At 70.1% G+C, this 24,226-nt stretch carries 16 protein-coding genes and 1 pseudogene; 10 read left to right on the top strand and 7 right to left on the bottom strand.

From position 1 onward, the window contains the following. Positions 1-66 precede the first annotated feature (66 nt). From ACLZN2_RS03535 to ACLZN2_RS03515, 5 genes and pseudogenes are all read left to right on the top strand, one after another. The gene (locus ACLZN2_RS03535; protein WP_416976848.1) at positions 67-576 is read left to right on the top strand and encodes a MarR family winged helix-turn-helix transcriptional regulator; all 510 of its coding nucleotides are present in this window, start codon (positions 67-69) and stop codon (positions 574-576) included. Between the two features lie 107 nt (positions 577-683). Continuing rightward, positions 684-1,022, top strand: coding sequence for a DUF3817 domain-containing protein (locus ACLZN2_RS03530; RefSeq protein WP_416976847.1), 339 nt, complete (start codon positions 684-686; stop codon positions 1,020-1,022). A 109-nt stretch (positions 1,023-1,131) separates the two neighbouring features. After that, positions 1,132-2,830: pseudogene (locus ACLZN2_RS03525) on the top strand (acyl-CoA mutase large subunit family protein). Between the two features lie 352 nt (positions 2,831-3,182). Then, the gene (locus ACLZN2_RS03520; RefSeq protein WP_416976846.1) at positions 3,183-10,556 is read left to right on the top strand and encodes a polymorphic toxin type 27 domain-containing protein; all 7,374 of its coding nucleotides are present in this window, start codon (positions 3,183-3,185) and stop codon (positions 10,554-10,556) included. A 14-nt stretch (positions 10,557-10,570) separates the two neighbouring features. Then, positions 10,571-10,981 carry a hypothetical protein gene (locus tag ACLZN2_RS03515; RefSeq protein ID WP_416976845.1) on the top strand — a complete coding sequence of 137 codons (411 nt, stop codon included), beginning with the start codon at positions 10,571-10,573 and terminating at the stop codon, positions 10,979-10,981. Between the two features lie 94 nt (positions 10,982-11,075). Here the strand turns inward: ACLZN2_RS03515 and ACLZN2_RS03510 are convergent, their stop codons facing one another. The 3 genes from ACLZN2_RS03510 to ACLZN2_RS03500 all read right to left on the bottom strand — a co-directional run bounded on the left by ACLZN2_RS03510 (position 11,076) and on the right by ACLZN2_RS03500 (position 13,315). After that, on the bottom strand, positions 11,076-11,798 hold the full coding sequence (locus ACLZN2_RS03510; RefSeq protein ID WP_416976844.1) for a hypothetical protein: 723 nt from the start codon (positions 11,796-11,798) through the stop codon (positions 11,076-11,078). Positions 11,799-12,131: 333 nt separating this feature from the next. Further along, positions 12,132-12,356, bottom strand: coding sequence for a DUF397 domain-containing protein (locus tag ACLZN2_RS03505; protein WP_416976843.1), 225 nt, complete (start codon positions 12,354-12,356; stop codon positions 12,132-12,134). A gap of 11 nt (positions 12,357-12,367) precedes the next feature. Beyond that, positions 12,368-13,315, bottom strand: a complete 948-nt coding sequence (locus ACLZN2_RS03500) for a helix-turn-helix domain-containing protein (protein ID WP_416976842.1) — start codon at positions 13,313-13,315, stop codon at positions 12,368-12,370. Positions 13,316-13,391: 76 nt separating this feature from the next. Between ACLZN2_RS03500 and ACLZN2_RS03495 the strand changes: the two genes are divergently transcribed. Further along, positions 13,392-13,796, top strand: coding sequence for an ATP-binding protein (locus tag ACLZN2_RS03495; protein ID WP_416976841.1), 405 nt, complete (start codon positions 13,392-13,394; stop codon positions 13,794-13,796). 20 nt (positions 13,797-13,816) lie between these two features. Here ACLZN2_RS03495 and ACLZN2_RS03490 read toward each other — a convergent pair whose 3' ends face one another. Further along, positions 13,817-14,455, bottom strand: coding sequence for a TetR/AcrR family transcriptional regulator (locus tag ACLZN2_RS03490; protein ID WP_416976840.1), 639 nt, complete (start codon positions 14,453-14,455; stop codon positions 13,817-13,819). 251 nt (positions 14,456-14,706) lie between these two features. Here ACLZN2_RS03490 and ACLZN2_RS03485 point away from each other — a divergent pair, with 251 nt between their 5' ends. The 4 genes from ACLZN2_RS03485 (at position 14,707) to ACLZN2_RS03470 (ending at position 19,017) form a co-directional block, all read left to right on the top strand. Beyond that, positions 14,707-15,687, top strand: coding sequence for a tetratricopeptide repeat protein (locus tag ACLZN2_RS03485; RefSeq protein ID WP_416976839.1), 981 nt, complete (start codon positions 14,707-14,709; stop codon positions 15,685-15,687). Between the two features lie 650 nt (positions 15,688-16,337). Next, complete coding sequence (locus ACLZN2_RS03480) at positions 16,338-16,985, top strand: DUF6230 family protein (protein WP_416976838.1); 648 nt, start codon at positions 16,338-16,340, stop codon at positions 16,983-16,985. Positions 16,986-17,099: 114 nt separating this feature from the next. Beyond that, the gene (locus ACLZN2_RS03475) at positions 17,100-17,684 is read left to right on the top strand and encodes a DUF6114 domain-containing protein (RefSeq protein WP_416976837.1); all 585 of its coding nucleotides are present in this window, start codon (positions 17,100-17,102) and stop codon (positions 17,682-17,684) included. Further along, entirely contained in the window at positions 17,674-19,017 is a 1,344-nt protein-coding gene (locus tag ACLZN2_RS03470; protein ID WP_416976836.1) for a hypothetical protein, read from the top strand. The genes ACLZN2_RS03475 and ACLZN2_RS03470 overlap by 11 nt, the downstream gene beginning before the upstream one ends. Before the next feature lie 110 nt (positions 19,018-19,127). On the opposite strand, the gene pyk is transcribed toward ACLZN2_RS03470, so the two are convergent. From pyk to pta, 3 genes are all read right to left on the bottom strand, one after another. Beyond that, positions 19,128-20,555 carry a pyruvate kinase gene (gene pyk, locus ACLZN2_RS03465; protein ID WP_416976835.1) on the bottom strand — a complete coding sequence of 476 codons (1,428 nt, stop codon included), beginning with the start codon at positions 20,553-20,555 and terminating at the stop codon, positions 19,128-19,130. A 131-nt stretch (positions 20,556-20,686) separates the two neighbouring features. Continuing rightward, positions 20,687-21,895, bottom strand: coding sequence for an acetate kinase (locus ACLZN2_RS03460; protein WP_416976834.1), 1,209 nt, complete (start codon positions 21,893-21,895; stop codon positions 20,687-20,689). Beyond that, entirely contained in the window at positions 21,892-24,006 is a 2,115-nt protein-coding gene (pta, locus tag ACLZN2_RS03455; RefSeq protein ID WP_416976833.1) for a phosphate acetyltransferase, read from the bottom strand. Before pta ends, ACLZN2_RS03460 begins: the two co-directional genes overlap by 4 nt. Positions 24,007-24,226: the final 220 nt, after the last annotated feature.

Here is a 24,226-nt window from a genome sequence, read left to right as displayed (position 1 = left end):
GCGCCCGGCGGACCGAAAGCCGAGACAGGGCTGACCGCGATATGACCGGCGGGTAGGGTCGATTCCGTGCCGAAGCCGCTCAGTCTCCCCTTCGATCCCATCGCCCGAGCCGACGAGCTCTGGAAGCGGCGGTGGGGCAACGCGCCGTCCATGGCGGCGATCACCTCGATCATGCGCGCGCACCAGATCCTGCTCGCCGAGGTCGACGCGGTGGTCAAGCCGTACGGGCTGACCTTCGCCCGCTACGAGGCGCTGGTGCTGCTCACCTTCTCCAAGGAGGGCGAGCTGACCATGTCCAAGATCGGCGAGCGGCTCCAGGTGCACCCCACGTCGGTGACGAACACCGTCGACCGCCTGGTGAAGTCGGGGCTGGTCGCCCGGCGTCCCAACCCCAACGACGGCCGTGGCACCCTCGCCGTCATCACCGACAAGGGCCGCGAGGTCGTCGAGGCGGCCACCCGCGACCTCATGGCGATGGACTTCGGGCTCGGCGTGTACGACGCGGAGGAGTGCGCGGAGATCTTCGCGATGCTGCGTCCGCTGCGCGTCGCGGCACACGACTTCGACGAGGACTGACCCCGGCCTCGGCGCGGACCGACCCGGCTTCGGCGAGGGCCGACCCGGCTTCGGCGAGGGCCGACCCGGCCCAAGATCTACCGGAACGGGCGGTTACGCTCGACGGCATGAAGAAGAGCGTGCTGACCCGCTACCGCGTGATGGCCTACGTCACCGGTGTGCTGCTGGTCCTGCTGACCCTGGGCGTCATCGCCAAGTACCTGCTCGACCTGGACGGCGCGGACAGCTTCACGCGCGCGGTCGGCATCGCGCACGGCTGGCTGTACGTCCTCTACCTGGTCTTCGCCTTCGACCTGGGCTCCAAGGCGAAGTGGCCGGTCGCCAAGCAGCTGTGGGTGCTGCTCGCCGGGACCGTCCCGACGGCCGCGTTCTTCGTGGAGCGCAAGGTGACGCGCGAGCTGGAGGAGCGGGTCGCCGACGCCACGCCGGACGCCGTCAAGGCGTAGACGTCGTAGGGGCGCGGTCCCCAAGGCATACACCTCACCGCCGTACACACGCGTGCGTACGGCGGTGTCCCGCCACCGTTTACTAGGAAGCCCTAGTAAGTTTGAAGGCATGGACGCGGACGCCATCGAGGAGGGCCGTCGCCGCTGGCAGGCCCGGTACGACGCCTCGCTCAAGCGTGAGGCGGACTTCTCGACGCTCTCCGGGGATCCCGTGGAGCCGGTCTACGGCCCCCGCCCCGGCGACAGGTACGAGGGCTTCGAGCGGATCGGCTGGCCGGGCGAGTATCCCTTCACGCGCGGCCTGTATCCGACCGGCTACCGGGGCCGCACCTGGACGATCCGCCAGTTCGCCGGGTTCGGCAACGCGCGGCAGACCAACGAGCGCTACAAGCTGATTCTGGCCCACGGCGGCGGGGGCCTCTCGGTGGCGTTCGACATGCCCACGCTGATGGGCCGCGACTCCGACGATCCCCGCTCCCTCGGCGAGGTCGGGCACTGCGGGGTCGCCGTCGACTCGGCCGCCGACATGGAGGCCCTGTTCCGGGACATCCCGCTGGGCGACGTCACCACGTCCATGACGATCAGCGGACCGGCCGTCCCCGTCTTCTGCATGTACGTCGTCGCCGCCGAGCGCCAGGGCGTCGACCCGTCCGCCCTCAACGGCACGCTCCAGACGGACATCTTCAAGGAGTACATCGCGCAGAAGGAGTGGCTCTTCCGCCCGGAGCCGCACCTCCGCCTGATCGGCGACCTGATGGAGTACTGCGCGGCGGCCATCCCGGCGTACAAGCCGCTCTCCGTCTCCGGCTACCACATCCGCGAGGCGGGCGCGACGGCCGCGCAGGAACTCGCGTACACCCTGGCCGACGGCTTCGGCTACGTCGAACTGGGCCTGAGCCGCGGCCTGGACGTCGACGTCTTCGCGCCGGGCCTCTCCTTCTTCTTCGACGCGCACGTCGATTTCTTCGAGGAGATCGCCAAGTTCCGCGCGGCACGCCGCATCTGGGCCCGCCGGCTGCGGGACGTCTACGGCGCACGGTCCGAGAAGGCCCAGTGGCTGCGCTTCCACACCCAGACCGCCGGCGTCTCGCTGACCGCCCAGCAGCCGTACAACAACGTGGTGCGTACGGCGGTGGAGGCGCTCGCGGCGGTCCTCGGCGGAACCAACTCTGCACACCAACGCCCTCGACGAGACCCTCGCCCTGCCGAGCGAGCAGGCCGCGGAGATCGCGCTGCGCACGCAGCAGGTGCTGATGGAGGAGACCGGAGTCGCCAACGTCGCGGATCCGCTGGGCGGTTCGTGGTACGTCGAGCAGTTGACGGACCGGATCGAGGCCGACGCGGAGCGGATCTTCGAACAGATCGGGGAGCGGGGCCTGCGCGCCCACCCCGACGGACAGCACCCCGTCGGGCCGGTCACCTCGGGGATCCTGCGCGGCATCGAGGACGGCTGGTTCACCGGCGAGATCGCCGAGTCCGCCTTCCGCTACCAACAGGCCCTGGAGAAGGGCGGGAAGCGGGTCGTCGGGGTGAACTGCCACGAGGGCTCGGTCACCGGGGACCTGGAGATCCTGCGGATCAGCCATGAGGTGGAGCGGGAGCAGGTGCGGGTCCTGGCGGAGCGCAGGGCGCGGCGGGACGACGCCCGGGTGCGGACCGCGCTGGACGCCCTGCTCGGTGCCGCGCGCGACGGCTCGAACATGATCGGGCCGATGCTGGACGCCGTACGCGCAGAGGCGACGCTGGGCGAGATCTGCGACGCGCTGCGGGACGAGTGGGGGGAGTACACCGAACCGGCCGGGTTCTAGGCCGGACGGGGAGATGAAGGGGCGGGTTTCATTCCGTTAGTGGAGAACTCGTGAAGGTGTGGTCCGCTTTGCTTCTTTCTGGTGCCCCTTGAGTTCTTGGTGAAGATCCTTTGATCTTCCTTTGGAGATCATCCCGTGAGAGCGTCACGGGGTAAGCGGCGGCGCCGGTTCGTGGGGGCGAGCGCTGGCGCATGCCGCACGGGGGCGTCGCTGCGGCGACCATGCTTCGTCTGTCATGTCCATGTCTGCCCTGTGTTGTTCGGTGCTGCCGAACGTCGAAGAGATTGTTGGGCAGATCTGCATGCCACCGTTCAGAGACGTCGGCAGACGCCGACGGCGTATGCGTGACGCGGTGACGAGAGGTGTCAGCGGGACAGCTCTCCTCACCGCCGCCGCCGTGCTGATGGGCCTGGTGCAGGCCGCACCGGCCGCGGCCGACACCACACCTGAGGAAGACACCGGCTTCTACCGCAACAGCGTCGGCGACTCCACGCGGCTCGACCGCTGCCTCGCCGGCGTGGCGCTGCACTACGGCGGCGCCAACATGAAGGCCAAGGCCATCGAGGGCCTCAAGGGCACCAGCGAAGAGCTGTACGCCGTCATCGGGGACCGCGGTTGGATCAGTCTCGGTCCGCTGGGCCAGGCGTCGGACGCGGACAGGGATGCCGGGCTCGCCTACCGGGACGCCTCCAACGCCCGTACCGAGGCGCTCGACGCCGCCAACACGCCGTATGCCCGATCGGCGTACGCCAGCGACGACATGATGTGGGATCCGCCCGCGTTCGACGCGGACGTACGGCAGTTCACGCTGTTCACCCAGGAGGAGCTGGCCGGCCGGCTCGGCTGGGAGGGGCACAGCAACGCCAGTGCCGAGGCGGTCGCCCGGGCCAAGGAGATCACCGAGGCGAACCGGGACTCCAACGAGATGGCGGAGAACTGGGCCGCCGACGACATGCTCTCGGATGCCTCCGTCAACCAGAAGCAGTTCTCCGGCGGCACGACGGCCAGTGACATCGCCCTCTACCTCAAGCACGGCGGCTTCCTGAAGGAGGCGCCCGCCGAGGGGTCCGCGCAGTACCGGATCATCGTCGAGGACCTCAAGCAGGCCTGGGCCGCCTGCGACTACCAGAACCCGGTCGACGTCCGGCGCGTGCTCAACGGCCCGGTGATGACCGCGATGGCCGAGTGGGAGCTCGAATACGCCTCTCAGGCGACCCCGCGCGCCACGATCATCCAGGCGGAGGCGGCCGCCGCCGTCGCCACCCGTGAAGCCACGGACGACATGATCGAGGCGATCGGTCAGGCGTGGCTGGCCGAGCAGATCCTGACCTGGCGCAAGTACTGGCAGGACAAGCTCGCCGCCGACCCGGACGCGCTCGACCCGCCTGACCAGGCGTTCTACGACAAGGCCGACGCCGACCTCGCCGCCGCCCGCAACAACGTGGCCGCGCTCGTCACCTCGGCCGAGCAGCACGCTGCCGCCGCCGCGACCGCCGCCCAGAAGGCGGCCACCGCGCAGCAGGAGGCGTGGGGCATCGCCGACGCCACCGACGTGCCGCGCGGGCGCGGACTGATGTACGCCCAGCAGTCGGTGCAGGTCGCCCGTGCCTCCAGCGCGGCCGCCGAAGCCGCCGCGAAGGCGACGCGCACCGCCCTGGAGGCGGCCAACGCGACCGTCGCCGACAGCGAGACCCTGCTGGCCAAGGCGCAGACCCAGTCGCACGCGATCAACACCGAGTTCCGCCGGATCGCCGCGCAGGAAGCCGCCGCACAGGCCAAGGCCGCCGCCGACACCGCGGACGCCGAGGCGAAGGCCGCCGCGGACAGCGCCACCGCCGCCAAGGCCGCTCAGGCCACCGCCGAGAAGGAGGGCGACGAGGCCCGCGAGGCCGCGGCCACCGCGCAGACCCAGCGCGCCAAGGCAGAGGTGGAGAAGGCCACCGCCGTCGCCTCCCGGGTCGGCGCCGCCGCCGAGCGGGCCAAGGCGCAGGACGCCGAGACACAGGCCGGTACCCAGAAGACCGCCGCCGAGGAGGCCAAGTCGGCCGCCACGACGGCCGCCGCCACCGCCAAGGACAAGCGGACCGCCGCCGACACCAAGGCGAAGGCCGCCGCCACCGCGCGCGCCGCCGCCGTGGCCGCGCTGCAGAAGAAGCAGGCCACCGCCGCCCGCGCCGCCGCGCTCCAGGCCGCCGCCGCTGCCGCCGAGGGCACCTCGACCGCCGACGAGACCCGCGAGGCGGCCGACAAGGCCCGTACGGCCGCGCAGGACGCCGCGACCGCTGCCACCGCCGCGCAGACCGCCGCCGACGAGGCCGAGGCCGCCGCCGTGGCCGCCCGTTCCGCCGCCACGAAGGCGGAGGCCGCGGCCGAGCGCGCCCAGGCCAGTGCCGATGAGGCCTGGTCGTCGTACCTGAAGGCGACCGGCGCCGCCGCGAACGCGCACGCCGCTGCCGCCACCGCGCTGGACGCCGCCCAGGACGCGGCCCTGCGCGCCGACAACGCGGCCACCGCCTCGGAGAACGCCACCGAGTCGGCGAAGAAGGCCGCCGAGGAGTCCTCCGCCGCGGGCATCGAGGCCGCGTCCGCCGTCACCACGGCCGCCACCGCGTCAGGACGCGCCTACGCCGCCGGACAGGCCGCGCTGGCCGCCCGCGACAGCGCGGGGCAGGCCATCGCCGCCGCCAACGAGGCCGTGGCCATCGGCACGCCGTACCAGGAGAAGGACGCCTCGGCCGCGTTCGCCGTACTCGTCGGCCAGACGTCGAAGACCCTGGCCGAGCAGCAGGCGGCGGCCGCGGAGGCGAAGGCGGCCGAGGCCGCGGAAGCCGCCGAGGCCGCGCAGCAGGCCGCCGAGCAGGCGCTCGGGGACGCCAAGATCGCCGCAGAGGCCGCCGCGCAGGCGGCCGCCGACTCGGTGCGCGCGACCCAGGCCGTCGCCCGCGCCCAGGCGTCCGCTAGCGAGGCCCAGGCCGCGCAGAAGGCCGCACAGCAGGCGGCCGAGTCCGCGTCCGGCTACGCCCAGCAGGCCGGTTCGGACGCCGTGAGCGCCCGTAACACCGCCGGTGAGGCCGAGACCGAGGCCGCCCAGGCGGACCGGGAGGCCACCGAGGCCGAGCGCAGCGCCGCCCAGGCCCAGGAGCAGGCCTCGCGCGCGGCCGGTGCCGCGAGCGACGCCGCGAACGAGGCAACCGAGGCCGAGCAGAACGCCAAGGACGCCGAGGCGAAGGCGGCCGACGCCGACGCCGACAGCAACGCCGCCGAGGACGCCGCCGCCCAGGCCGAACAGGAACAGCGCGAACAGAACGAGGCCGAGCGGCAGGACGCCCTGAAGGACGGCAACACGCCGATCGAGGGCGGCAGCGCCAACTGGGCCGTGCTCGGCGCGCAGGAGAAGCAGATCCTGCTCGACTCCTGCGGCCAGACCTGTGTCGACGCCTACCAGGACGCGCTGGCCGCGGTCTCGGTGGATCTGGTCGAGTGGACGTCCGCGAACGGCGGGCAGATCCTTCTCGACGAGTTCGGCACCGCCAAGGTCAAGCAGTGCCTCGCGGTCGACGGCACCGAGTCCTGCCTGTGGGACCTCGTCGACATCCCGTCCTCCTCGGTGATCGTCGGCCGGATCCCGGCCCTCGCCGAGGCCATCGAGAAGGTCAGCGACGGCGTCCGGCAGATCTTCCTGGACGCCTACAACGGCCGGGCCAAGCTGGTCGAACTGACCCGTCTCATCAGCGAGAAGCGCAGCACACCCCGCCGGGACCAGTGCATCGCCGGAGTCGCCCTGCACGTGGGCGGCGCCAACATGAAGGCCAAGGCCATCGAGGGCCTGACCGGCACCGCCGCCGAACTGCACGCCGTCGTCGGCGACAGCGGCATGATCGGCCTCGAACCGCTCGGCCAGGCCAGCAGCAAGGACCGTACGGCGGCCCTCGCATACCGGGACGCCTCCGCGGCCCGCACCTCCGGTCTGGAGGACGCCAACCGTCCGTACGCGCTCAGCTCGTTCAGCGACGAGATCTCGCTGCACGCGCCCGAGTTCGACGCGGCCGTCCTGCAGTTCACCCTGTTCACGCAGGAGGAACTCGCCGGCAGGCTCGGCTGGGACGGGCACAGCAACGCCGGTGCCGAAGCCGTCACCAAGGCCCGGCAGATCACCGAGGACAACCGCGGCAAGGACATCTGGAACGACTGGGCCGCGGACGAGATGCTCCGCGACACGGCCGTCAACCAGACGAGGTTCGCGGGCGGTACGACGGCCACGGACATCGCCTCCTACCTGCGACACGGCGGCTTCCTGAGCGAGACCCCGGCCGCGGACTCGGCCGAGTTCCGCTACGAGGTCGAGAACCTCAAGCAGGCCTGGTCGTCCTGCGACCACCAGGACCCGGTCGACCCGAACAACGCCCTGGGCGCGGTCGTCTCCGCGGCCACCGCCGAGTGGAACGCGGAGTACGCCGCCCAGGCCGCCCCGCGTGCCGCGATCCTCCAGGCCGAGGCGGACGCCGCCGCGGCCACCCGTGAGGCCACCGACGACATGATCGAGGCGATCGGTCAGGCGTGGCTCGCCGAGCAGATCCTGCTCTGGCAGAAGTACTGGCACGACAAGCTGGAAGCCGACCCGAACAGCATCCTCAAGCCCAAGAAGGCGCTGTTCGACCAGGCCAACAGCGACCTCGCGCGTGCCCGCGGCAAGGTGCAGGCGCTGGTCACCTCGGCCCAGCAGTTCGCCAAGGCCGCTTCGGATGCCTCCGCCCGTGCGGTGACGGCGCAGCAGCAGGCATACGAGATCGCCGACGCCGCCGAGGTGCCGCGCGGCCGGGGTCTGGTGTACGCCCAGCAGTCGGTGCAGGTGGCCCGAGCCTCCGGGGCCGCCGCGACCGCCGCCGCCAAGGCGACGGAGACGGCCCTGAACGCGGCCAACGCCACGGTCTCCACCTCGCAGGCGCTGCTGGCGCTGGCGCAGACCGAGGCGCACGCGGTCAACACCGAGTTCCGCCGCATCGCCGCCCAGGAGGCCGCCGCCCAGGCGAAGGCCGCCGCCGACAGGGCCGACGCATACGCCACCTCCGCCGCCAACAACGCGGCCATCGCGAAGAAGGCCAAGGAGGACGCGGCCGCCGCGGAGGAGCAGGCCCGCCAGGCCGCCGCCGACGCGCAGCGGACCCGCGCCGTCGCCGAGCTGGAGCGCGCCAACGCGGCGGCCTACCGGGCCACCGCCGAGCACGAGCGGGACATCGCCGCCGGCCACGAGGCCGACGCCGTCGCCCAGGGCCGGATCGCGAGCGACGCCCGCACCTCCGCCGAGGCGTCCGGCGTGGTCGCCTCCGACCAGCGGAAGGTCGCCGAACAGGCCGAGAAGGACGCCGTCGCCGCCCGCGACAACGCCCTGGAGGCCGAGCAGCGGCGTGACTCGCTGATCGCGAAGGCGGAGGCACTGGAGGCCAACGCCGCCGCCGACGAGGGGACGGAGGCGGCCGAGGCGTCCCGCGCCGCGGCCACCGACGCCCGCTCCGCCGCGAACACCGCCACCACGGCGGCCACCAACGCCCGCGCGTCGGCGAACGCGGCCACGGCCGCCGCCGTCAACGCGCGCGAGGCCGCCACCAAGGCGCAGGGCGCCGCGTCCCGGGCCCGGGCCGCGGCCGACGCCACCTGGGCGTCGTACCTGGTCGCCGTCGGCGCCGCGTCCACCGCGCACGCGAAGGCGGCCGAGGCCATCGACGCCTCCGAGGCGGCCGCGGCCGACGCCGCGGGCGCCAAGGCGGAGTCGGAGAAGGCGAACACGGCGGCCAAGACCGCCAAGGCCGAGGCGGCAGGCGCCCGCGCCGAGGCGCAGCAGACCGCGAACTGGGCGGCGGTGACCGCCGGCAAGGCCCAGGCGGCCGTCGCGTCCTCGCTCGCGGCCCGTGACTCCGCCGCCGCCGCGACCCGGCCGGCGCAGGAGGCGATCGCCCTCGGCACGCCTTACCAGGAGGAGGACAGCTCCGCCGCGTTCGCGGTCCTGACGGGGCAGTCGTCCCTGACGGTGGCCCAGCAGCAGGCGGCCGCCGCAGCTGCCACGGCCGGTCTCGCCGAGGAGTTCTCGGCCGAGGCGAAGGCCCTCGCGGCGCAGGCCGCGGCCGACATGAAGCTGGCCCTGGAGGCGTCGGCCGCTGCCGCCGCCGACGCGCTGCGCGCCGCCAAGGCGTACCAGCGGGCGCAGGCCTCGGCCAACCAGGCCGCGGCCGACGCCAAGGCCGCGCAGGCCTCGGCGGAACGCGCCGACGGCTACGCGATGTCGGCCGGTGAGGACGCGTTGGCGGCGAACTGGGCGGCGAACGACGCCGAGCAGGACGCCGTCGCGGCCGACCGGGCGGCGACGGAGGCGGAGCACGACGCCGCCCACGCCCGCGAGGTCGCCACCCAGGCGGAGGTCGACGCGGCCGCCGCCCGTACCGCCGCCGACAAGGCGGAGATCGACGCGACCGCCGCCGAGGAGGCCGCCGCGGGCGCCCGTGAGGCGGCCGAGGAGGCCCAGGCCGCGGCGGACCGCACCGAGTCGGCCGGCAGCGGCGAGCAGATCCAGCAGGGCGTCACCACCGGCATCGGCGGTGTGTGGGCGGTCCTCGACCACATCGAGTACATCGGCGACCCGGCGAACGTCGTCAAGGACAACTGCAACCCGATCATCCACTTCGGTGACTGCAAGATCACGGCGGACGTCACGTACAGGTCGCACGTCGAGCTGTACATGTGCCTGTCGGAATCCTTCACGGGCACCTGCCCGGCCGCCGACACGCTCTACCTCGGCCCCGAGGTGACCGAGGCGGAGACGAAGACGCTCAGCTACACGCTGACGATGACCGAGTTCAACTCGGGCATCGACCCGATCGACATCGTCCTCGGGGACTTCATCGGCTGCGCCAAGCTGATGACCCCGGGTCTGTCCGGCGGAAGCTGGGGCGACTGCGCCTGGGCGGCCAGCTGGTTCGTCGCGGGCGTGATCTTCCGGACGGCGAAGGCCGCGGTGATGGCGATGGACGCCGCCATCAAGACGGGCGTCGGGTTCATGGACGCCTTCCATGCGCTCCGCAACATCGGTCTGACCGAGGCCGCCGTCCAGGGCATCATCCGCCGGATCTTCCAGCGGGTCGGCGCGGCGTGCGAGGTGGCGGACACCGCCACCTTCAAGGTCGCGTCGTACTCCGTCATGGCGGCGTCGTCCGACGACGCGATCGTCAAGAAGTGCCAGGAGGTCCTCAAGGACATCGTGAAGGACGGCGATCACATCGTCCTCGGTGTCAACGGCGGCCCGGACAATCCCGGTTCGGAGAGCCTGGCCACGGCCATCGGCGGGCGCACCTTCAATAACAAGGTGTACGGTACCGAAATACCGGAATCCATGGGTTATGGGAAGCGCGCCCTGTGGACGGTGGGCGTGGAGCGAGCGGTCGAGAGGCCCGGGGTGAAGATCTCGGTGTCCTTGGACGGTCTCGGCACAAAGGACCCCGACGAGGCGCTGAACCTGCTTCTGGCGCGAGGTGAGACGATCTCGGACAGCAACTGGGAACTCATCCAGAAGGGCGGTTACGGAACTGCCTGGGAGATGATCAAACTCCGCACGGCTGTTCGGATGGAGTACCGCAACTGGGCTTCCATCGACTGGTACATGACCAACGCCGAGGGCAAGGCCGTGAAGGTCTATCCACAGAAGTTCACGTACGCCAACGGAACGCCGGTCGACTGAGGAAGAGAGGCGCAGTGACAGATTTCGTACGGAAGGGGCGGCTCTTCAGGGTGACGGCGTTCAACCCTTCGCATCGCCAGCTCTTTCTGGGCAGTGAGGCCACCCCCGTGGAGGGCATCACGACGAGGGTCGAGGTCTACATCGGGCATGTGGAACTGATGCTCCTCAAGCCTCTCTACGGTGACGGGCTCCACATCCGGAAGGCGACCGCCGCCGAGTTCGCCGTGCTCAGCGAACGGCACGGCATTCCGGCCGAGGACGCCGAATACACCTGGATGCTGGAGCCGGACGGCGGCAGTTTCGTCGTCGGCGCCAACCCGTCCTGGCGGGAGGCGGAGAGGGCGCTGATGGGCGACCGGGAGTCGTTGTACTCGGGTGAGCCCTGGCCGCAGGGCTTCCCGATGCAATCGGGTCACGTCAGCTGAGTGAATAGGAAAGGGGCTTCCCCGGTGCACAGAGCACCGGGGAAGCCCCTTCGTTTCGCGTCCCGCAACTTCTCCGGGAACCGGAATTATGTTGTCAGTCCAGCTTCTCCAACTGTGCCTTGATCACCGCCTCCGGAATCGCGCTCTTCTCCGGCGTCAGCATGTTGACGCCGTAGAAGGCCGCGATGACGCCGTCCACGCGGACCACGGTGTAGGTCATCTGGACCGACTGCTTGGCGACGACGTTGGTGATGCGGTAGCTGACCGCGTCGTCCCCGAGGGACGGGTCCTTCAGTTGCTTGACGTCCTTGTAGGTGAGGCCGAGGGTCTTGAAGCCCTTGGTGCACTTCTTCAGGGAAGTCCGCAGCTCCGACATGACCCGCTCGGCGTTCTTCTGCGAGTGGGAGGCCAGCCACATCGAGCCGACGGTCGCGTTCGTGGCCTCCGAGGGTTCCAGTGAGCGGTGTTCGACGCTCACCGCCTCGATGTGGGTGTAGCCGCCGGCGAGGCTCGCGATGGGCTGGCATTCGGACTTGTCGGCCTGCATGTCGCGGCCCGCCTCGACGTCCGCCTCGGAGACCTGCTTGAACTCGAAGCCCGAGCTCTTCCCGGAGAGTGTCGCCTTTTGCAGGGACTGCGGGTCCATCGCGCCGATGCGCTTCGCCTCGGCGGCGGCTTTCTCCTCTGCATTCGACGTCGCCTTCGCGGTGGACTTGGCCTTCTTGTCGTCGGATCCGTCCGACTCGCTGCTGCACGCGGATATCACCAGCAGGGCCGGTAGTACGGTGACGGCCGGGAGGATCCTTCGCAATCTCATGCTCATTCCTGACGTTTCGCGCGGCTTAGGCATCGGCGAAAAGATCTTACCGGCGCAAATGGCTTTCCCTTATTACGTTTTGGCCACGCTCTGTAGCTACGGTAAAGGCGAGATCCTTGTGAGAGGCGAGGCTGTATGCGCAGGGCGCCGTCTCGTTGACCGTTTCGGCGCTCGTGCAACAACGAGAGCGGGACGGTGCGCTCCGAAAGTCGCCATCGATCACTCGGCTCACTTCGGGATCCCATGCGACATTGAGGATGGGCGGTGCACCGGAGCCGCGACCCGAACGAGAGGGAGGCCGCCGGGCAGTCAGCGATCGCTTTTTGAAGGTGGTCAGGAGCCGCTGGCATCCTTCGGCATTCCTGGGCTGCGCCGGAAGCCCGTGGCCTTGAGGCTCAGTATGAGGTAGCCGAGACCGGCTGGGGCGGTAGTGATGATCTCGGTGGGGGAGTCGCTCTCGCGGAGGCGGACGGTGCCGTCGGGGGCGGTGGCGAGGTGGAGGCAGTTGCCGGACTCGTCGCCGCTGAACGAGGACTTCTGCCAGCTGAGTTTGGGCACTGAGGGCCTTCCTACAGGTCGTACAGGAGATGCTGGATCAGCATCAGGGAGCCTGGTACCGCCTGAGCTTCGGGTGCGGTCGAGGGGGCGATGGGAAGGAGCGCAGACTCCTTCAACCGGCCGAAGAGCACTCGGTATTGGGACAGGTGGTCCTGGGTGTCACGGTAGATCGGCTCGTTCGGATGTTCCAGTACGACTGTGGCCAGTTCCTCGACCGGCGGTCGCGCGTACAGGAACGGGGTGCTGACGCCCAGGAAGGTCCGTGCGCGGAACGGGAAGACCTGGATGGTCACGTTCGGCAGTCTCGCGAGTTCGATGAGAGTCAGCAACTGTTTGCGCATGACGCCGGGGCCGCCGTAGTGCATGCGCAGGGCGGCCTCGTGGATCACGGCATGAACGGCAGGAGGGCTCTCTCCTGTGAGGGTCCTCTGGCGTTCCAACCTGAAGGCGATGGCGTCCTCGGTGGTGGCGTGCCTGGGTTGCACATCCCCGAACAGGGCCCGGATGTACTCCTCGGTCTGGAAGAGGCCGGGGATGAGCAGAGGCTCGTACGAGCACAGGCTGACTGCACTGGCCTCCAGTTCCGCGAGGTTGAGTGCGTACTGCGTGACTCTGCCGGTGTAGGCACTCCACCAGCCCTTGCCGTCGGACTCCGACATGGCAACCAGGGCTTCAAGATGAGGGGCAGAAATTCCCCCGTAGAAGTCGCACAGCCTGCGGATCCGGTCGGTGGCGATAGCAGTGCGGCCGGCCTCGATCTTGCTCAGGAAGGGGGCTTTGATGCCGATTGCTGCGGCAGCGTCGTTCGTGCTGATGCCGCGGTCCTCGCGGAGCCTGCGTAGCTCGGCCGCAAGACGCCGCTGTCGTTCACTGATCCTGGTTCGTAGCGCCAAGGTGTCGTCCCGTCTGGGCTGAGGTTCACTCTTTCGATGAAGGAAGTGGAAAATCTGGCCCGCCATCCCTACTGTCAGTATCGCAGCCAACACATGTTGTGCGCAGTCGAGTTATGAATCCTCACCCGGGTCGGAGGGCCTCTTGAGTAACGAGGGCGAATGGGAATACAGCATCAACCTCCCGCACAGCCCGGTCGCCGTCGGCGTCGCGCGTGGTGCCCTGCGGTTGATCCTCCGGGCGCATGGGCGTGGTGAACTCCTCGTCACAGCAGAGCTGTTGGCCAGTGAGCTGGTGACCAACGCCCATGTGCACGCGCCTGGCCCCTGTTGTCTCCGTGTGAAGAGGTCGGAGAAATGGCTGCGCCTCTCGGTGTGGGACACGAGCAGTGAACCGCCCCGGCCGTCACGACGCCCGTGCGGCGCGGACCGCGAGGAAGGGCGCGGGATGGGGATCGTGGAAGAGCTGGCCGACCGGTGGGGGCACTACTCCCTTGGGGCGCCAGGCCGCAGCGGGAAGCTGGTCTGGTGTGAGCTGGGCGAGGGATGACGCGTGAACGGCAGCGGACGTCAGGTCGTCGGGGGCGCCGTCAGGCCGTTCAGCAGGAGCCTGGTGAAGCCCCGGGCCCAGTCCGTGTTGACGGGCTCGGCGCTCACCAAGGCCCGGTGGACCACCGCGCCCGCGATCACGTCGAATATGAGGTTTGCGGTGTGGGCGGCCGAATCCGGGTCGGTCTCCGGGGGGAGTTCGCCGCGGGTCTGGGCGCGGGTGCGGCCCTCCAGAACGAGGTGCTTCTGGGGTTCGACGATGGAGAAGCGGATGCGTTCGCGCAGGGCGTCGTCGCGGGTGGACTCCGCGACCACCGCCATCAGGCCGCTCCGCGCCTCCGGGAGCGCCAGGATCGCCGCGAACTGCAGGACCACACCCTCGATGTCGGCGGCCAGGCTGCCCCGGTCGGGGAGCTCCAGCTCGGCGAAGAGCTCGGCCACCGCGTCGACGACGAGTTCGTTCTTGCCCGCCCAGCGGCGATAGAGGGTCGTCTTCGCCACCCCGGCGCGGGTCGCCACGTCCCCGAGGGTGAGTTTCGACCAGCCCAGCTCGACCAGTGCCTCCCGGGTCGCGGCCAGGATCGCCGTGTCCGCGGCGGCGCTGCGCGGGCGGCCAGTGCGGACGCCGCCGGTGCGGCCGAGGGGGGTGCGGCTCTGCATGGGCCGACCATAACCGCCGGTTTCGGACCGCCAGTCCCCCCTGTCGCCGTGAGAGAGATCACCGAGAACCCGTGGCGCGTAGGCACTCAGTGCCATTACGCTACGACTCGTAGCGAAAGCAGTGTCGCGGGGCTCGTGACGGACGTATCGCGAGCCGTGGTCGCGGGTGTGGGGTGGGGACCCCGGAGCCTGGGCAGGAACGCTTTCGGAACGCTTTTCGCCTACGCGCGCGGACGGGGGAGGATAGACGCATGCAGCCACGGAACATGTCCATGAGCGGGGTCGTCGACCTCGCCGCGGTGAAGGCGGCCCAGGAGGCCAAGGCGAAGGCGGAGCAGGCGCGTGCCGAAGCGGCCCGGCAGGGCGGCGCGGGGGCCGTCTCCCCGGCCGATCTCGTCATCGACGTCGACGAGGCGGGCTTCGAGCGCGAGGTCCTGCAGCGCTCCGCCGAGGTACCGGTCGTCATCGACTTCTGGGCCGAGTGGTGCCAGCCCTGTAAGCAGCTGAGCCCGGTCCTGGAGCGGCTCGCCGTCGAGTACGACGGCCGCTTCCTGCTCGCCAAGATCGACGTCGACGCCAACCAGATGCTGATGCAGCAGTTCGGGGTCCAGGGGATCCCCGCGGTGTTCGCCGTCGTGGCGGGGCAGGCACTGCCCCTCTTCCAGGGGGCCGCGGGCGAGGCCCAGATCCGGCAGACGCTGGACCAGCTCGTGCAGGTCGCCGAGGAGCGGTTCGGGCTCACCGGTCTGACCGTCGACCCCGACGCCGAACCCGGGGGCGGGGGCGGTGCGTCGGCCGCCGAGGCACCGGCCGGGCCGTACGACGCGCTCCTCGAAGCCGCCGTACAGGCGCTGGACGCGGGTGACTTCGGCGGCGCGGTGCAGGCGTACAAGAACGTACTCGCGGATGACCCGGCGAACACGGAGGCGAAACTCGGGCTGGCGCAGGCCGAGTTGCTGCACCGGGTCGGCGCGATGGACCCGCAGCAGGTGCGCAAGGACGCGGCCGACAAGCCCGCGGACGCCCAGGCGCAGATCGCCGCCGCCGACCTGGATCTGGTGGGCGGTCATGTCGAGGACGCGTTCGGGCGGCTCATCGACACCGTGCGGCGCACGGCCGGTGAGGACCGGGACGCCGTACGGCTGCGGCTGCTGGAGCTGTTCGAGGTTGTCGGGCCCGACGACCCTCGGGTGGCGGCGGCCCGGCGGGCGCTGGCGCGTGCCCTGTTCTGACCCGGGCCCGGGCCGGGGGCTGACCAGTCGCTAAACGTCGGGGCGTGTGGTTCCCGAGTGAAATTTCAGCCGAGACGGTTCTCCAGTGGCCGCGCTTTACCAAATCTTGGTAATCGCGGCCGCTGTTACTGGAAGTAAGTCCAGGGCGTTGTTCTGTCGGGTTCTGCCCCTCCATGAACGGCTTTGTTCCGGGCCCTGTTGACACCCTGAGTCGCCGCCCGAGATCTCTGGGTCGTTGCTCGGTTATCTGTCCGTTACTAGCGAGTAACGAACCCCCTTGTGCGGGCGGCGAGAATGGACCACGATCGGCCACGCTCGGTCCATTCCCGTACCCCGACAGCCGGTTGGGTCAACGGGTTTTCCTGGGTCCCCACCGAGCAGAGCCGGCGGCAAGCGCCGCGGGCTCTTGGACAGGGGGGTCTTCACCGCACGGTGAAGCCTGTCCAGCAAGGTTGTGCGTGATGCGTGTCAGGCGCGACCAGTGGTTGTCGCTCGGGGGTGATCGCCGGTGATCGGTGCGCGGTACGCGCCTCCGAGACGGGCGCTCCCCTTCCCGAGGACGTAGCACTTCTCCCATCCCTGCCCGGCTGGGCCGCCGCACAAGTGGGGCGAGTCGGGGCCAGGAGATGTACGTCCGAGAAGGAGGAAATATGGAGTCCCAGGTGCGTGGCGGGACCAGATGGAAGCGGTTCGCGCTGGTCATGGTGCCCAGCGCCGCCGCCACGGCAGCGATAGGCGTCGCCCTGGCACAGGGTGCGCTCGCCGCGTCGTTCAGCGTTTCGGGGCAGTCGTTCAAGGTCAGTGCGGACTACCTGCACGGTGAGGGCTTCTCGCAGTACGGGGCCGTCGACGCGGGTAAGTCGCTGGCCGGCAAGGACGAGCTGCACCCGGTCGCGGTGTCGGCGTTCAACGACGCCACGATCACCAACATGTGTCAGTCGGTCACCACCCCGGGCATCCCGCTGCTCGGCAGTGTCACGCTGACGCTGAACGCGGGTACGGGCAGTGACAAGGTCCAGGCCTCGAACCTGTACATCGACGTCGAGGACCTGAAGACGTCGAAGGCCGTGTTCAACGGCATCGACATCGGTCTGGGTGCCGACGGCATCACCAAGGGCCCCAAGATCAAGGAGGGGGAGGTCGCGCAGAAGCAGACGTACTCGCACGGGTTCGCCCAGCAGGCCACGTCCGCTGACCTCTACGACGTGAAGCAGACGGCGTGGGCGACCACCGCCGGTACCTTCACGCTGCCCGACCTGCACATGTCGCTGGCGACCGGTTCCAAGGGTTGCTACTAGTGCTCTGACGGGCGGGGGAGCCGAGGGCCTCCCCGCCCGTCCTGCTTCACCACTTACGCATCCCCACGCAGTACATCCTCACCACAGCAACGCCGCACCAGGGAGCTGTTTTCCATGAGCGCCGAGACTTCCGCCGCACCCGGCCGGTTCACTCGCTGGAGGCTGCAGTTCCGCGCCTGGCGGGGCACGAGGCCGTTCTGGGCCGGTCTGTTCATGATGATCGGCGGCGTCCCGATCATGTACTTCCCTTACGCGAACCTCACGATCGGTCAGCTGACGGTGCGCATGGCCACCACGGCCGGCGCGGGATCCCTGATCATCGGGGTCTTGCTCGTCGTCCTGGGCATCAGCGTCTGGTTCCAGAGGCACATCCGTACATTCGCCGGTGTGGCGGCGATCCTGCTGTCCCTGGTCTCCCTCCCCGTCTCGAACTTCGGCGGCTTCATTGTGGGCTTCCTGTTCGGGATGATCGGCGGCGCGATGGCCATCGCCTGGGTGCCCGGGACTCCGCCGGAGCCGCAGGCGGAGCCGACGCCCGACGGCCTGGGTGACGCGCCCGAGAGCGCCACCACGGATCTCACGAAGGCCGACGACGGGGCGACCGCTCGCCCCGAGACAGACGGCGGGCCGGAAGAGCCGAACGACATGTCAGAAACGAGCCCGGCGAACGGGGCGAACGGGAGGCACAGTGTCGGCTGACGAGGTGACGCACGGGACGGACGCGGACGCGTCCCGTGTGAGAACCGGGCCACGCCACGCGGCACCCAAGAAGCCGCTGCTCGCGCGAATGCACCTGCCGGCGGGGAAGGCGATAGCCCTGGCGGCGATGCCGACGGCCGTTCTCATGGGCATGGGGTTCACGCCGACACTCGCCCGCGCGGACGAGCAGCCGACGTCGAAGAGCCTCACGGCCGAGGAGTACGAGGCCTGCGTCGACGCCATGACGGCAGACGCGTCCGCCTCGGCCTCGCCGTCGGCGTCGAACTCCGAGTCCGCGAGCGCCTCCACCGAGGACTCCACGTCCGACAGCTCCCAGAGCGACTCGACGGACGACTCGAAGGACACCCAGAGCGGTTCGGGCGGTTCCTCCTCGTCGGATTCAGGTTCCGACGAGACGGCGGAACCCTCCCCGGCGGCGTCCTCCGAGGCCGCCTCCTCCGCCGAGAGCTCCACGTCCTCCGGTGACACCGCGACGGCCGAGCCGTCGGCCACCGAGACGAGCAAGAACGTCCTGGAGACCATCGGCGACGCCCTCACGGACCTCTTCGACGGCGACAGCTCCGACACCTCGACCGCGAGCGAGAGCCCGTCGCCCACGGCGAGTGCCTCGGCGGACGCGACCTCGTCGGCCGACAGCGGGACGTCCTCCTCGGACGACTCCGACTCGGGCGACTCGACCGGCGGCACGGCGAAGGACACGACGGACGCCCTGACGGACGCGGCGAAGGAAGCGGCCGAGGACACCACCGACACGGCCGACGACACCGCCGAGGACGCCACAGAGACCGCCACGGCCACGGCCTCACCGAGCCCCTCCGAGAGCGCCACCACGGACGTCGAGGACTGCCCGGTCGCCACGGACGAGGAGAGCGGGGTCGACAACAAGCTTCCCCTGCCCGACGACCCCTGGTACCTGAACGCCAGTTCGCTGCTGCTCAAGGGCGCCGACTACCAGGGCATCGTCAAGGTGAAGACGTCCGGCGGCAAGACCAAGGAAGTCCTGAAGTACGTCATCTCCGGCGGCACCGAGATCGGCGACCTGCACCAGACCGTGATCGACAAGCAGGCGGGCAAGACCTACCACGTCCAGGCGGGCAGCGGTACGAAGTCCACGATCGAGGACGGCGACACGGTCATGTACACCGAGAGCATCTCGGGGAACCTGTTCGGCCTGATACCGGTCACGTTCACCCCGGAGGACCCGCCTCCGCTGAACATCCCGCTGATCTACTTCACCAACGTCAAGGTCCAGCAGGCGGGCCAGTTCGGCGGCACACTCACCGTGCCCGGCCTGCACCAGTACATCACCTGAGCCGCCTGCAGAGCCTGTTCGGGAGCCGCACACAGCTGAGGGCGCCCCCCTTCCCGGGGGGCGCCCTCAGTGCCGTACAACCCCCTTGCGGGGCCCGTCCGTACAGGCGACTACTGCGCGCCGCCCCCCAGGTGGTGGACCCGGAGCATGTTGGTCGTGCCCGGGACGCCGGGGGGTGAGCCGGCGGTGATGATGACCGTGTCGCCCGGGTTGAAGCGGCCGATCTTGGCGATTTCCTGGTCGACCATGTCGACCATTTCGTCGGTGGTGTTCACGAACGGCACGATGTGCGACTCGACGCCCCAGCTGAGCGTGAGCTGGTTGCGGGTGCCCTCGTCCGCGGTGAAGGCGACGATCGGCTGCTGCGCGCGGTAGCGGGAGAGGCGGCGGGCGGTGTCGCCGGACTGGGTGAAGGCCACCAGGCCCCGGCCGCCGAGGAAGTCGGCGATCTCGCACGCGGCGCGCGCGATCGAACCGCCCTGCGTGCGCGGCTTCTTGCCGGGGACGAGGGGCTGCAGGCCCTTGGAGAGGAGTTCCTGCTCGGCGGCGGTGACGATCTTTGACATCGTCTTGACCGTCTCGATGGGGTACGCGCCCACGCTCGACTCCGCCGACAGCATGACCGCGTCGGCGCCGTCCAGGATCGCGTTGGCCACGTCGGAGGCCTCGGCGCGGGTCGGACGGGAGTTGGTGATCATCGACTCCATCATCTGGGTCGCCACGATCACCGGCTTGGCGTTGCGGCGGCACAGCTCGATGAGGCGCTTCTGCACCATGGGGACCTTCTCGAGCGGGTATTCGACGGCGAGGTCGCCACGGGCGACCATCACGGCGTCGAACGCCATCACGACGTCCTCCATGTTCTCGACCGCCTGCGGCTTCTCCACCTTGGCGATGACGGGGACGCGGCGGCCCTCCTCGTCCATCACCCGGTGGACGTCGGTGACGTCCTTGGCGTCGCGGACGAAGGACAGCGCGACCATGTCGCAGCCCATGCGCAGTGCGAAGCGGAGGTCCTCGACGTCCTTCTCGGACAGTGCGGGCACGTTGACGGCCGCGCCGGGCAGGTTGATGCCCTTGTGGTCGGAGATGACACCGCCCTCGATGACGATCGTCTTCACCCGCGCGCCCTCGACGTCCACGACCTTCAGCTCGACGTTGCCGTCGTTGATCAGGATCTGGTCGCCGCGGTCGACGTCACCGGGAAGGCCCTTGTACGTCGTGCCGCAGATCGTCCTGTCGCCGGGGACGTCCTCGGTGGTGATGGTGAACTCGTCACCCCGCACCAGCTCCACCGGACCCTCGGCGAAGGTCTCGAGACGGATCTTCGGGCCCTGAAGGTCGGCGAGGACACCGATGGCCCGGCCGGTCTCCTTGGCGGCGGCCCGGACCCGGTCGTAGCGGCCCTGGTGCTCGGCGTGGCTGCCGTGGCTGAAGTTGAAGCGGGCCACGTTCATGCCGGACTCGATCAGGGCGACGAGCATCTCGTGGGAGTCGACCGCGGGGCCGAGAGTACAGACGATTTTCGAACGGCGCATGGGGCGATCCTATCGGTTTGTTTCGCTACGGAATATTCCGTCTGGCGGAAGATACAAATGGGCGGGTTGCCGCTCAGTTGCCGCGCGGCGCAGCCACCGTATTCGCCGCATTCGTCGCATTCACCGTATTCTCAATACCGCCCTACCAATGCATACGTCTGCGTGGCGATCTCAAGTTCCTCGTCCGTCGGCACCACGGCGACCGCCACCCGGGCGTCCGCGGGCGAGATCAGCCGGGCCTCGTCGCCCCGTACGGCGTTGAGCCCGCCGTCCACCGCCAGGCCCAGGGTCTCCAGGCCCGCGACGGCCGCCGCGCGCACCTCGGCCGCGTTCTCGCCGACCCCCGCGGTGAACGCGACCGCGTCCACCCGCCCGAGCACGGCGTAATAGGCGCCGATGTACTTCTTCAGACGGTGGACGTAGATGTCGAAGGCGAGCTTCGCCCGTGCGTCGCCCCCGTCGATCCGGCGCCGGATCTCCCGCATGTCGTTGTCACCGCACAGTCCGACAAGCCCGCTCTTCTTGTTGAGAAGAGTGTCGATTTCGTCGATGGACATTCCGCCAACGCGCGCCAAATGGAAGATGACGGCCGGATCGATGTCCCCGGAGCGCGTCCCCATCACCAGCCCCTCCAGCGGCGTCAGCCCCATGGAGGTGTCCACGCACCGGCCCCCCTCGACCGCCGACGCGGACGCCCCGTTGCCGAGGTGCAGCACGATCACGTTCACGTCGTCGGGCGCCTTGCCGAGCAGCTTCGCCGTCGCCCGGGAGACATACGCGTGCGAGGTCCCGTGGAACCCGTAGCGCCGGATCCGGTGCGCGTCGGCGGTCTCCACGTCGATCGCGTAGCGGGCGGCGGCCTCCGGCATCGTCGTGTGGAACGCGGTGTCGAACACGGCCACCTGGGGCAGGTCGGGGCGCAGCGCCCGCGCGGTGCGGATGCCGGTGAGGTTGGCCGGGTTGTGCAGCGGCGCGACCGGGATCAGCCGCTCGATCTCGGCGAGGACCGTGTCGTCGACGACCGTCGGCTCGGTGAACAGCTTCCCGCCGTGCACCACCCGGTGCCCGATCGCGGCGAGCTCGGGCGAGTCCAGACCGAGCCCGTCCCGCGCCAGCTCCTCCGACACGGCCTTCAGGGCGGCGTCGTGGTCGGCGATCGGCCCGGTCCACTCGCGCGCCTCCCCGCCTGCCGCGAGCGGCGTGTGCCTCAGCCGCGAGGTCCGCTCACCGATGCGCTCGACGAGCCCGCTCGCCAGCCGGCCGCCCTCCCGCATGTCGAGCAGCTGGTACTTCACCGACGAGGAGCCGGAGTTGAGGACGAGGACGCGGGTCGCGGTCACTGCTGGGGAGCCTTCTGGTCGAGGGGCAGGTCGAGGGGCAGGTCGAGGTTCTGGGCCTGGATCGCCGTGATGGCGACGGTGGTGACGATGTCGGGGACGAGAGCGCCCCGGGACAGGTCGTTGACGGGCTTGCGCAGCCCCTGCAGCACCGGCCCGACGGCGATCGCGCCGGCCGAACGCTGCACGGCCTTGTAGGTGTTGTTGCCGGTGTTGAGATCCGGGAAGATCAACACGCTGGCCTGGCCCGCGACTTCGGAGCCCGGCAGCTTGGTCGCGGCGACACTGGGCTCGACGGCGGCGTCGTACTGGATCGGCCCCTCGATCTTCAGGTCGGGCCGCCGCGAGCGCACCAGCTCGGTGGCCTCGCGCACCTTGTCGACGTCGGCGCCCGACCCGGACGTACCGGTCGAGTACGACAGCATCGCGATCCTCGGCTCCACGCCGAACTGGGCGGCGGTGGCGGCCGACTGGATGGCGATGTCGGCGAGCTGCTCGGCGTTCGGGTCGGGGTTGACCGCGCAGTCGCCGTAGACGAGGACCTTGTCGGCGAGGCACATGAAGAAGACCGACGACACGATGTCCGCGTCCGGCTTGGTCTTGATGATCTCGAAGGCGGGCCGGATCGTCGCGGCCGTGGAGTGCACGGACCCGGAGACCATGCCGTCCGCGAGCCCCTCCTGCACCATCAGGGTGCCGAAGTAGTTCACGTCGGAGACGACGTCGTAGGCCAGTTCGACGGTGACGCCCCGGTGGGCGCGGAACCGCGCGTACTGCTCGGCGAAGGCGTCCCGCAGTTCGCTGGTGGCCGGGTCGATCAACTGGCAGTCGCCCAGGTCGATCCCGAGGTCGGCGGCCTTCTTGCGGATCTGGTCCTCGGGCCCGAGCAGCGTGAGGTCGCAGACACCGCGCCGCAGCAGCACCTCGGCCGCGCGCAGCACCCGCTCCTCGGTGCCCTCCGGCAGCACCACCCGCCGCTTGTCGGCGCGGGCCTGCTCCAGGAGCTTGTGCTCGAACATCATCGGCGTGACGCGGTCGGTGCTGGGGGCGGAGACGCGCTTGAGGAGCCCGGCGGTGTCGACGTGCCGCTCGAACAGTCCGAGGGCGGTCTCGGCCTTGCGCGGGGTGGCCGCGTTCAGCTTGCCCTCCAGGGCGAACAACTGTTCGGCCGTGGGGAAGCTGAGCCCGGGCACCGAGATCACCGGGGTGCCCGGGGCGAGGCGGGCGGCGAGCGTGAGGATCTCGTCCTGCGGGACCTCGTCGAGGGTCAGCACCACCCCGGCGATCGGCGGGGTGCCGGCGCTGTGCGCGGCGAGCGCGCCGATGACCAGGTCGGCCCGGTCGCCCGGGGTGACGACCAGGCAGCCCGGGGTCAGGGCGTTGAGGAAGTTCGGCAGCATCGCGCCGCCGAAGACGAAGCCGAGGGCGTCGCGGGCGAGCCCGGAGTCGTCGCCGAGCACCACCTTCGCGCCGAGCGCGTGGGTGACCTGCGCGACGGTCGGCGCGGACAGGGCGGGCTCGTCGGGCAGCACGTAACAGGGGACGGGCAGCCGCTTCGCGAGCCCCTCGGCGATCTCCTCCCGGTCCTCGCGGGCGACGCGGTTGGCGATCACCGCGAGCACGTCGCAGCCGAGCGCCAGATAGGCCCGGTAGGCGTTGCGCGTCTCGGCGAGGACGGACTCCGCGGTCTGCTTGCGGCCGCCGACGACGGAGATCACGGACGCGCCGAACTCGTTGGCGAGGCGCGCGTTGAGGGCCAGCTCGTCCGGGAACTGGGTGTCGGCGAAGTCGGTGCCCAGGACGAGGACGACGTCGTACTCCCGGGCGACCTCGTGGAACCGCTCGACGAGGGTGGAGACCAGTTCGTCCGCGCCCTGCTCGGCCTGGAGGGCGGACGCCTCGTGGTAGTCCATGCCGTAGACCGTCGCCGGGTCCTGCGTCAGCCGGTAGCGGGCCCGCAGCAGATCGAACAGCCGGTCCGGCCCGTCGTGGACGAGCGGGCGGAAGACGCCCACCCGCTCGACCTGCCGGGTCAGGATCTCCATGACCCCCAGTTCGACGACCTGGCGGCCGTCGCCGCGATCGATACCGGTCACGTACACGCTGCGCGTCACCCGAGCACTCCGTTTCGTCTTCTTCGTTTTCGTCCGATGTGGTGGCGTGGGGGGAGCCGGGATCACAAAAATCGCCCACCTGGGTGAGCAGAACCCTCTTGACAATACCCCTGCGCGTGGATAAGGCGCCCGTCAAGAGACAGTGCCCTCGGCGGCATGGAACAATCGGACCTGGCTCACCGGCGTCCACAGCGAGCAACCGGCATCCACAGGGAGCAGG

This window comes from Streptomyces sp. T028 (genome assembly GCF_048159505.1).
GTDB lineage: Bacteria > Actinomycetota > Actinomycetes > Streptomycetales > Streptomycetaceae > Streptomyces.
This window is presented reverse-complemented; position numbering and strand designations above follow the sequence as displayed.

Excerpts from the sequence above, each read along its gene's own strand:
- ACLZN2_RS03530 (WP_416976847.1), top strand. The coding sequence starts at position 684 with ATGAAGAAGAGCGTGCTGACCCGCTACCGCGTGATGGCCTACGTCACC.
- ACLZN2_RS03510 (WP_416976844.1), bottom strand. The coding sequence starts at position 11,798 with ATGAGATTGCGAAGGATCCTCCCGGCCGTCACCGTACTACCGGCCCTG.
- ACLZN2_RS03500 (WP_416976842.1), bottom strand. The coding sequence starts at position 13,315 with ATGGCGGGCCAGATTTTCCACTTCCTTCATCGAAAGAGTGAACCTCAG.
- ACLZN2_RS03490 (WP_416976840.1), bottom strand. The coding sequence starts at position 14,455 with ATGCAGAGCCGCACCCCCCTCGGCCGCACCGGCGGCGTCCGCACTGGC.
- ACLZN2_RS03485 (WP_416976839.1), top strand. The coding sequence starts at position 14,707 with ATGCAGCCACGGAACATGTCCATGAGCGGGGTCGTCGACCTCGCCGCG.
- ACLZN2_RS03480 (WP_416976838.1), top strand. The coding sequence starts at position 16,338 with ATGGAGTCCCAGGTGCGTGGCGGGACCAGATGGAAGCGGTTCGCGCTG.
- ACLZN2_RS03475 (WP_416976837.1), top strand. The coding sequence starts at position 17,100 with ATGAGCGCCGAGACTTCCGCCGCACCCGGCCGGTTCACTCGCTGGAGG.
- pyk (WP_416976835.1), bottom strand. The coding sequence starts at position 20,555 with ATGCGCCGTTCGAAAATCGTCTGTACTCTCGGCCCCGCGGTCGACTCC.